The sequence below is a fragment of the Kitasatospora sp. NPDC004799 genome (assembly GCF_040609095.1).
In the GTDB taxonomy this organism is placed as follows: domain Bacteria; phylum Actinomycetota; class Actinomycetes; order Streptomycetales; family Streptomycetaceae; genus Kitasatospora.
Window position 1 is genome coordinate 43457 of the sequence record NZ_JBEXJK010000011.1, and the last position, 10239, is coordinate 53695.

A 10239-nucleotide genomic window follows, 5' to 3' on the forward strand; every position below is an offset into this window, starting at 1 on the left:
GCGGGCGGGTCCGCGTCGACCGAACGAGTACCGGCTTCCGTGACCGCCTGCGGGCGGTCCACCGACTGCGAGGGGGAGCGCCGATGACCGGGCGAGCCGATGCCGCGCGCCCGGCCGCCGTCGTCGTCGGCGGCGGCCTGGCCGGGATCACCGCCGCACTGCGCCTCGCCGAGGCGGGCCACCGGGTCACCCTCGCCGAGGGGCGGCCCCGGCTCGGCGGCCTGGCCTTCTCCTTCCAGCGCGGCGACCTGACCGTCGACAACGGCCAGCACGTCTACCTGCGCTGCTGCACCGCCTACCGCGGCCTGCTGGAGCGCCTCGGCGCCACCCGGCTGGTCCACCTCCAGGACCGCCTCGACATCCCGGTACTCTCCGTCACCGGGCCCGAGGCGGCCCCGGTCCGCACCCTCGGCCGGCTGCGCCGCGCGGGCCTGCCCGTCCCGCTGCACCTGGCCGGCAGCCTGGCCCGCTACCCGCACCTGTCCGCGGCCGACCGCGCCCGGGTGGTCCGCGGCGCGCTCGCCCTGCGGGGCCTCGACCTCGCCGACCCGGCGCTGGACCGGGTCTCCTTCGGCGAGTGGCTGCGCCGCAACGGGCAGAACGCCGCCACCCAGGCGGCCCTGTGGGACCTGGTCGGCGTCGCCACCCTGAACGGCCGGGCCGACCAGGTGTCGATGGCGCTCGCCGGGATGGTGTTCAAGACCGGCCTGCTCTCCGACCCGGGCGCCTCGGACATCGGCATCTCCGCCGTCCCGCTCGGCACGATCCACCACGACCGGGCGCTGGCCGAGCTGGAGCGGGCCGGCGTCCGGGTGCTGCTGCGGGCCCGGGTGGCCGAGCTGAAGCCGGCCGCGCCGCAGCACGCCGTCCGGCTGGAGGGCGGCCAGCCGGGGAACGGGGAGTTGCTCACCGCCGACACCGTCGTGCTGGCCGGCGCCCAGGACAGCGCGGCCGCGCTGCTGCCGCCGAACGCGGTCCCCGGGCAGGAACGATTGGCCGGCTTCGGCACCGCGCCGATCCTCAACGTGCACGTGGTCTACGACCGCGAGGTGCTGCGCCGGCCGTTCTTCGCCGCGCTCGGCTCCCCGGTCCAGTGGGTCTTCGACCGCACCGCGCACTCCGGCCTGGCCGCCACCGCGCTGGGCCGGGCCCACCCGGGAGCCCAGTACCTGGCGCTGTCCCAGTCCGCCGCGCAGGACGAGATCGACCTGCCGGTCGCCGAGCTGCGCCGCCGCTACCTGCCCGAGCTCGGCCGGCTGCTGCCGGCCGCGGCCCGGGCCGAGGTGCTGGACTTCTTCGTCACCCGGGAGCGCACCGCGACCTTCGACCCGGCGCCGGGCAACGGGGCACTGCGCCCCTCGGCCCGCACCGAGGTCCCCGGCCTGCTGCTGGCCGGCTCGTGGACGGCCACCGGCTGGCCCGCGACCATGGAGGGGGCCGTGCGCAGCGGCCACGCCGCGGCCGACGCCGCGCTCGCCGCGGCCGGCACCCGGGTGCCGGTGGACCGCGGCGACGGGAGGTGGCCCCGGTGACGGCGGGCCCCGCCGCCGGAGAGCCCGCCAGAGCCGACGGGCGTACCGTCGAGCGCATCGGCGCGACCACCGGGAACGGCCCGGGCGGCCGCTCCGGCACCACCGGCACTGGATTCGACCCCAGCCGCACCGACAGCACCCGGACGCCCCGGGCGGTCCGGCACCACGAGGGAGAGGGAACGCACGTGGAGTCACGCACCGGCTTCGCCGTCGGAGGCACGGCACACGCCGAACCGGTCTCGGTGCCGGAGCTGCTCGCCCGCAGCCGTACGCTCTGCACCCCGCCGCTACGGGCCGCCGTCGCCCGTTTGGCCGCACCGATGGACACCGTCGCCGCCTACCACTTCGGCTGGATCGACCGGGACGGCACCCCGGTGACGGGGGACGGCGGCAAGGCCGTGCGCCCGGCGCTGGCGCTGCTGTCCGCCCGGGCCACCGGCGCGGCGGCCGAGGTGGGGGTGCCCGGCGGGGTCGCGGTTGAACTGGTGCACAACTTCTCCCTCCTCCATGATGATCTGATGGACGGTGACGAGACCCGACGGCACCGGGCCACCGCCTGGACGGTCTTCGGGCCGGCCCAGGCGATCCTGGTCGGTGACGCCCTGGCGACGCTCGGCACGGAGGTGCTGCTCGACGCCGCGGTGACCGGCGGTGCGAGCGCCACCGACGCCGCGCGCGCCGTCCGGCTGCTCACCACGGCGACCCGCCGGCTGATCGACGGCCAGGCCAGGGACGTCGCCTTCGAACAGCGCGACAGCGTCACGGTCGCGGAGTGCCTGGAGATGGAGGGCGGCAAGACGGCGGCCCTGCTGGCCGCCGCCTCGGCGATCGGCGCCGTCCTGGCCGGTGCCGACGACAAGGTCTCCGACGCGCTCGAACGCTACGGGCACCACCTGGGCCTGGCCTTCCAGGCGGTGGACGACCTGCTTGGCATCTGGGGCGCCACCGAGGTCACCGGCAAGCCGCACTGGGGGGACCTGCGCCAGCGCAAGAAGTCCCTCCCGGTGGCCGCCGCCCTGGCCGAGGGCGGCGCGGCCTCGCGCCGGCTCGCCGAGCAGCTGGCCGACCCGAAGGGACGCGGGGAGGAGAGCGAGCCCGAGCTCGCCGCCCGGGCCGCGCTGATCGAGGAGGCCGGCGGCCGCGCCTGGACCCAGGAGGAGGCCCGCCGCCAGCACACGACTGCCCTCGCCGCGCTGGACGAGGTGCCCATGGCCGACGAGGTGCGCGAGCACTTCGTCGCACTCGCCGAATTCGTGGTGGTACGAGAGAGGTGACGTTACGTTGACAGCAACCGCGGACGGCCGGCTCGACCCTGAGTACGATTCCGAGCCGGTCGCGGTGGGCGACCGCCCCCCGGCCCTGCTGGGTACGGGGCGGTGGCAGCCCGAGGACACCGACCAGCTACGGCCGGCCGGTGAGGCGGACCTCCGGCCGGCCGACGCGCGGGAGGCCCTGGCCCGCGCCACCACCCACCTGCTCTCGCTGCAGTCGTCCGAGGGCTGGTGGAAGGGCGACCTGGAGACCAACGTCACCATGGACGCCGAGGACCTCCTGCTCCGCCAGTTCCTGGGAATCCGCACCGAGGAGCAGACCCGCGCCACCGCCGAGTGGATCCGCTCCCAGCAGCGCGAGGACGGCACCTGGTCCACCTTCCACGGCGGGCCGCCCGAACTCTCCACCACCGTCGAGGCGTACGTCGCGCTCAAGCTGGCCGGCGACGACCCGGACGCCCCGCACATGCTGTCCGCCGCGCGCTACGTCCGCTCCGCCGGGGGCATCGCGGCCGCCCGGGTGTTCACCCGGATCTGGCTCGCCCTGTTCGGCTGGTGGCCCTGGGAACGGCTGCCCGAGATGCCGCCCGAGATCATCTTCCTGCCCAAGTGGCTGCCGCTGAACATCTACGCCTTCGGCTGCTGGGCCCGCCAGACGATCGTCCCGCTGACCGTCGTCTCGTCGCACCGCCCGGTCCGTCCGGCCCCCTTCGCGCTCACCGAGCTGCACACCGACCCGAACGACCCGTACCCCCAGCGGCCGCTCGCCCCCGCCACCACCTGGGACGGCCTGTTCGAGCGCCTGGACAAGGCGCTGCACGCCTACCACCGCCGGGCCTTCCGCCCGCTGCGCCGGCTGGCCGTCTCGCAGGCCTGCCGCTGGATCGTCGAACGGCAGGAGGCCGACGGCTGCTGGGGCGGCATCCAGCCCCCCGCCGTCTACTCGCTGATCGCCCTGCACCTGGAGGGCTACGAGCTGGAGCACCCGGTGATGAAGGCCGGGCTCGCCTCCTTCGACCGCTTCACCGTGCACACCGAGGACGGCAAGCGCTGGCTGGAGGCCTGCCAGTCCCCGGTCTGGGACACCTGCCTGGCCACCATCGCGCTGGTCGACGCCGGGGTGCCGGCCGACCACCCGGCGCTGGTCTCCGCCGTCGACTGGATGCTCGGCGAGGAGATCCGCAAGCGCGGCGACTGGTCCGTCCAGCGGCCCGGGCTCGCCCCCGGCGGCTGGGCCTTCGAGTTCGAGAACGACACCTACCCCGACATCGACGACACCGCGGAGGTGGTGCTCGCGCTGCGGAGGGTCGCCCACCCCGACCCGGCCAAGGTCGACGCGGCGGTGGACCGGGGCGTGCTGTGGAACCTCGGCATGCAGTCCAAGAACGGCGCCTGGGGCGCCTTCGACGTGGACAACACCAGCACGCTGCCCAACAAGCTGCCGTTCTGCGACTTCGGCGAGGTGGTCGACCCGCCGTCCGCGGACGTCACCGCGCACGTGGTGGAGATGCTCGCCGAGACCGGCCGCGCCCGCGCCCCCCGGACCAGGCGCGGCATCGAGTGGCTGCTGCGCAACCAGGAGGCGGACGGCTCCTGGTTCGGCCGCTGGGGCACCAACTACATCTACGGCACCGGCTCGGTGCTGCCCGCCCTGGTGGCGGCCGGAGTCCCGGACGAGCACCCGGCGATCCGCCGGGCGGTGCGCTGGCTGGAGGACCGGCAGAACGCCGACGGCGGCTGGGGCGAGGACATGCGCTCCTACGACGACCCGGCGCGCTGGGCCGGGCGCGGCGACTCCACCGCCTCGCAGACCGCGTGGGCGCTGATGGCCCTGCTCGCGGCCGGCGAGGGGCCGCAGGGCCGGGCCAACCCGGCGGTCGAGCGCGGCGTGCAGTGGCTGGTGCGCACCCAGCTGCCCGAGGGCACCTGGGACGAGCCGCAGTTCACCGGCACCGGCTTCCCGTGGGACTTCTCCATCAACTACCACCTGTACCGGCTGGTCTTCCCGGTCACGGCGCTCGGCCGCTACCTCGAGGGCGCCCCGGGCACGGGCCGGGCCGACGGCGCCCCGGCGATCGGGGCGTCGCGGTGACCACCGCGCCCCTGCTGGTGCTCTGCGCCCTGGGCCCCGAGGTCTGGGCCCTGCGCGGCGGTGACTGGCGCGGCGCGGCCGGCGGGCCCCCCGAGCTGGTGCGCACCGGGGTCGGCCGGCGGCGCGCCGGGCTGGCCGTCCGGCGGCTGCTCGGGTCCGCGCCCACCGGCTACGGCGCCGTGGTGGTGGCCGGCTTCGGCGCCGCGCTCGGCCCGGGCGTGCTGCCCGGCGACGTGGTCGCCGCCGACGGCGTGCGCGACGCCGAGGGCCACCTGTACCCGCTCGACTCCGGGACGGAGCTCACCCGGGTGCTGAAGGAGCGCGGCCTGACCGTGCACACCGGGGTGCACCACACCGCCGACCACGTGGTGCGCGGCATCGAGCGGCGGGCGCTGCACGTCCAGGGCGCGCTCGCCGTCGACATGGAGGCCGCCGCCGTCCTGGCCGCGCTGCGCGAGGTGCGGCCCGCGCTGCCGGCGGCCGTCCTGCGGGTGGTGGTGGACACCCCCGAGCACGAGCTGCTGCGCTTCGGCACCCTCCCGGCCGGGGTGCGCGCCTGGCGGACCCTGCGGGCGACGGTCCCGGCCCTCGTCGACTGGTACCGGCAGGAGCGCTCGCCCCGCTCCGTGGACCTGCACCACCCCACATCCTCGACGCTCCCCCAGGAGGCGAGCTAGCCATGGCCATGCCGTTGCGCCAGACCGTGCGGGTCGGCACCTACCTCATGCAGCAGAAGCTGCTCAAGCGCCGGGACAAGTTCCCGCTGATCGTGGAGCTGGAACCGCTCTTCGCCTGCAACCTCGCCTGCGAGGGCTGCGGCAAGATCCAGCACCCGGCGGGCGTGCTGAAGCAGCGGATGCCCGTAGCCCAGGCGGTCGGCGCGGTCCTGGAGTCGGGTGCCCCGATGGTCTCGATCGCCGGCGGCGAGCCGCTGATGCACCCGCAGATCGACGAGATCGTCCGGCAGCTGGTCGAGCGCCGCAAGTACGTGTTCCTGTGCACCAACGCGCTGCTGCTGCGCAAGAAGATCGACAAGTTCAAGCCCTCGCCGTACTTCACCTTCGCCGTGCACATCGACGGCCTGCGCGAGCGGCACGACCAGTCGGTGGCCAAGGAGGGCACCTTCGACGAGGCGGTGGCCGCGATCAAGGAGGCCAAGCGGCGCGGCTTCCGGGTCACCACCAACAGCACCTTCTTCAACACCGACACCCCGCAGACCGTCATCGAGGTGCTGGACTACCTCAACGACGAGCTCAAGGTGGACGAGATGATGATCTCGCCGGCCTACGCCTACGAGAAGGCCCCCGACCAGGAGCACTTCCTCGGCGTCGAGCAGACCAGGGAGCTCTTCCGCAAGGCCTTCGCCGGCGGCAACCGCAGGCGCTGGCGGCTCAACCACAGCCCGCTCTTCCTGGACTTCCTGGAGGGCAAGGCCGACTTCGAGTGCACCCCCTGGGGCATCCCCAACTACTCGCTGTTCGGCTGGCAACGGCCCTGCTACCTGATGGCCGACGGCTACGTGCCGACCTACCGCGAACTGGTCGAGAAGACCGACTGGAGCAAGTACGGCCGCGGCAGGGACCCGCGCTGCGAGAACTGCATGGCGCACTGCGGCTACGAGCCGACCGCCGTCCTCGCGACGATGGGCTCGCTCCAGCAGTCGCTGCGCGCCATCACCGAGACCGTCAGCGGCAACAAGGGCCGCTGAGCCGGGAGTTGGCCCCCGGGTCGACACCCCAGGGTCGGTACCTCCGGGCCGGTATCCCCGGGCCGGCACCCCCGGCCCGGGGTCCGGCCCCCGCAACCGGGCCGGGCCCCGAGCCGGGCCGGAATCCGCAACCGGGCCGGGCCTCGTGCCCGGCCCGCGCGGAGGCACCACCGCACCGCTCCGAGTCGTGAGGTGTACCCATGTCACTGCTCTCCCGCGTCACGTCCCCGGCCGAGCTGCGCAAGCTCCCGGCGGTCGAACTCCCGTTGCTCGCCGACGAGATCCGCGACTTCCTGATCGAAGCCGTCACCCGCACCGGCGGCCACCTCGGGCCCAACCTCGGCGTGGTGGAGCTGACCATCGCGCTGCACCGGGTCTTCGACTCGCCCTACGACCGGATCGTCTTCGACACCGGCCACCAGAGCTACGTCCACAAACTCCTCACCGGCCGCCAGGACTTCGGCCGGCTGCGGATGCGCGGCGGGCTCTCCGGCTACCCCTCGCGGAGCGAGTCCGAGCACGACCTGGTCGAGAACTCGCACGCCTCCACCGCGCTCTCCTACGCCGACGGCCTGGCCAAGGCGGCCCAGCTGCTCGGCCAGCACGACCGGCACACCGTCGCGGTGATCGGGGACGGCGCGCTCACCGGCGGGCTCGCCTGGGAGGCGCTCAACAACATCGCCGAGGCGCGCGACCGGCCGCTGGTCATCGTCGTCAACGACAACGAGCGCTCCTACGCCAGGACCGTCGGCGGCCTGGCCAACCACCTGGCCACCCTGCGCACCACCCGGGGCTACGAGCGCTTCCTGTCCTGGGGCAAGGACGCGCTCCAGCGCACCCCGGTGGTCGGCCAGCCGATCTTCGACGCGCTGCACGGCGCGAAGAAGGGGTTCAAGGACGCCTTCGCCCCGCAGGGCATGTTCGAGGACCTCGGCCTCAAGTACCTCGGCCCGATCGACGGCCACGACCTGAGCGCGGTGGAACAGGCGCTGCGCCAGGCCCGCAACTTCGGCGGGCCGGTCATCGTGCACTGCCTGACGGTCAAGGGCCGCGGCTACCGCCCGGCCGAGCAGGACGAGGCGGACCGCTTCCACGCCGTCAACCCGATCGACCCGTACACCTGCCTGCCGATCTCGCCCAGCGGCGGCGTCTCCTGGACCTCGGTGTTCGGGGACGAGCTGGTCGCCCTCGGGGCCGAGCGGCCGGACCTGGTGGCGATCACCGCGGCCATGCTCCAGCCGGTGGGGCTGGCCCCGTTCGCCAAGGCCTACCCGGAGCGGACCTTCGACGTCGGGATCGCCGAACAGCACGCCGTCACCAGCGCGGCGGGGCTGGCCACCGGCGGGCTGCACCCGGTGGTCGCGGTCTACGCGACCTTCCTCAACCGGGCCTTCGACCAGGTGCTGATGGACGTCGCCCTGCACCGGCTGGGCGTCACCTTCGTGCTCGACCGCTCCGGGGTGACCGGGCCCGACGGCGCCTCGCACAACGGCATGTGGGACCTGTCGATCCTCCAGGTCGTCCCCGGACTGCGGCTCGCCGCGCCGCGCGACGCCGAACAGCTGCGCGCCCAGCTGCGCGAGGCCGTCGAGGTCGGGGACGCCCCGACCGTCGTGCGCTTCCCGAAGGGGAACGTCGGGCCCGCGGTGCCGGCCGTCGAGCGGATCGGCGGGGTGGACGTGCTGCTGCGCACCGGCCGGGCGCCGGAGATCCTGCTGGTGGCGGTCGGCACCACCGCCTCCGCCTGCCTGGACGCGGCCCGGCTGCTGCTCGCCGAGGGCTTCACCGCGACCGTGGTCGACCCGCGCTGGGTCAAGCCGGTCGACCCGGTGCTGCCCGAACTGGCCGCCGCCCACCGGCTGGTGGTCACCGTCGAGGACAACGGCCGTACCGGGGGCGTCGGTTCGGCCGTCGCCCAGGCGCTGCGTGACGCCGACGTGGGCGTACCGGTGCGCGTGCTCGGCCTGCCCCAGGAGTTCCTCGGCCACGCCTCGCGCGGGGAGATCCTGGAGGAGGCCGGGCTGACCGGGACCGGCGTCGCCGCCCAGACCGCCGTCTTCGCCAAGAACCTGCTACCGACCCGAGGAGCGAACCCGCGCCATGCCGGCTGAACCAGACCGCCCCGCCTTCGACCTCGCCGCGCTGCTCGCCGAACGCGGCGGCGAGCGCTACGAGTTGCACAGCCGCTACCTCAACCCGCAGCTGCCGCGGATGCTGCACACCATCGGCTTCGACAAGTACTACGACCGGGCCCGGGGGCAGTACTTCTACGACGCCGAGGGCAACGAGTACCTCGACATGCTGGCCGGCTTCGGCATCTTCGCGCTCGGCCGCCACCACCCGGTGGTGCGCGCGGCGATCCAGCAGGTGATGGACCTCGACCTGCCGGACCTGGTCCGCTTCGACTGCTCGCCGCTGCCCGGGCTGCTGGCCGAGCGGCTGCTGGCCCAAGCGCCGGGAATGGAGCGGGTGTTCTTCGGCAACAGCGGCACCGAGGCGGTGGAGACCGCGCTCAAGTTCGCCCGGTATGCCACCGGGCGCAAGCGGGTGCTGTACGCGGACCACGCCTTCCACGGGCTGACCACCGGCTCGCTGTCGGTCAACGGGGAGAGCGGGTTCCGCAAGGGCTTCGACCCGCTGCTGCCGGACACCGCCATCCCACTCGGCGATCTCGGCGCGCTGGCCAAGGAGTTGAAGCGCGGCGACGTCGCGGCGCTGATCGTCGAGCCGATCCAGGGCAAGGGCGTCCAGGCGCCGCCGCCCGGCTGGCTGCGGGCGGCCCAGGCGCTGCTGCACGAGCACCGGGCGCTGCTGATCTGCGACGAGGTGCAGACCGGCATCGGCCGCACCGGCGAGTTCTTCGCCTACCAGCACGAGGACGGCGTACTGCCCGACCTGGTCTGCGCGGCCAAGGCGCTGTCCGGCGGGTACGTGCCGGTCGGGGCGACGCTCGGCAAGAGCTGGATTTTCGAGAAGGTGTACTCCTCGATGGACCGGGTGCTGGTGCACTCGGCCAGCTTCGGGTCCAACGCCCAGGCCATGGCGGCCGGTCTGGCGACCCTGGAGGTGATGCGCGACGAGCAGGTGGTGGAGAACGCGCGCAAGGTGGGCGACCAGTTCCGCGAACGGCTGGCCGCACTGGTCGACAGGTACGAGCTGCTCGCCGAGGTGCGCGGGCGCGGGCTGATGATCGGGATCGAGTTCGGCCGGCCCAAGTCGCTCAAGCTGCGCACCGGTTGGACCGCGCTCCAGGCGGCGCGCAAGGGCCTGTTCGCGCAGATGGTGGTCGTGCCGCTGCTGCAGCGGCACCGGATCCTGACCCAGGTGTCCGGGGACCACCTGGAGGTGATCAAGCTGATCCCGCCGCTGATCGTCACCGAGCGCGATGTGGACCGGTTCGTGGACGCCTTCACCGAGATCATGGACGAGGCCCACCGGGGGAGCGGGCTGATGTGGGACTTCGGGCGGACGCTGGTCAAGCAGGCGGTCGGCGGCCGCTGAGGCCGGGGGCGCGGGTGGCGCGGAGTGGGAAGTCGGCCGGTCCGACAAAAAAAACCCCTCCGGGAAACCCAACAAATCCGCGGAGGGCGCTCCCCCCTGAGCGAACACAAAAAAGAACACCGCCGAGACGGGGGC

The 10239-nt window shown here is 74.0% G+C and carries 7 protein-coding genes; all 7 read left to right on the forward strand.

The features are described 5' to 3' along the window. The first annotated feature begins 83 nt into the window (after positions 1–83). The 7 genes from hpnE to ABZW03_RS02960 all read left to right on the forward strand — a co-directional run bounded on the left by hpnE (position 84) and on the right by ABZW03_RS02960 (position 10104). Positions 84–1532 carry a hydroxysqualene dehydroxylase HpnE gene (gene hpnE / locus ABZW03_RS02930; protein WP_355251196.1) on the forward strand — a complete coding sequence of 483 codons (1449 nt, stop codon included), beginning with the start codon at positions 84–86 and terminating at the stop codon, positions 1530–1532. Positions 1533–1774: 242 nt separating this feature from the next. After that, positions 1775–2806: a polyprenyl synthetase family protein gene (locus ABZW03_RS02935; RefSeq protein WP_355251225.1), complete on the forward strand. Its 1032-nt coding sequence runs from the start codon at positions 1775–1777 to the stop codon at positions 2804–2806. A gap of 7 nt (positions 2807–2813) precedes the next feature. After that, the gene (gene shc / locus ABZW03_RS02940) at positions 2814–4895 is read left to right on the forward strand and encodes a squalene--hopene cyclase (RefSeq protein WP_355251199.1); all 2082 of its coding nucleotides are present in this window, start codon (positions 2814–2816) and stop codon (positions 4893–4895) included. Then, a complete protein-coding gene (locus tag ABZW03_RS02945) occupies positions 4892–5572 on the forward strand; it encodes a 1-hydroxy-2-methyl-2-butenyl 4-diphosphate reductase (RefSeq protein ID WP_355251201.1) in 681 nt (226 codons plus the stop codon). The genes shc and ABZW03_RS02945 overlap by 4 nt, the downstream gene beginning before the upstream one ends. Positions 5573–5574: 2 nt before the next feature. After that, a complete protein-coding gene (hpnH, locus tag ABZW03_RS02950) occupies positions 5575–6603 on the forward strand; it encodes an adenosyl-hopene transferase HpnH (protein WP_355251204.1) in 1029 nt (342 codons plus the stop codon). 200 nt (positions 6604–6803) lie between these two features. Continuing rightward, a complete protein-coding gene (gene dxs, locus ABZW03_RS02955) occupies positions 6804–8714 on the forward strand; it encodes a 1-deoxy-D-xylulose-5-phosphate synthase (protein ID WP_355251207.1) in 1911 nt (636 codons plus the stop codon). Beyond that, entirely contained in the window at positions 8704–10104 is a 1401-nt protein-coding gene (locus tag ABZW03_RS02960) for an aspartate aminotransferase family protein (protein ID WP_355251210.1), read from the forward strand. The genes dxs and ABZW03_RS02960 overlap by 11 nt, the downstream gene beginning before the upstream one ends. Positions 10105–10239 lie beyond the last annotated feature (135 nt).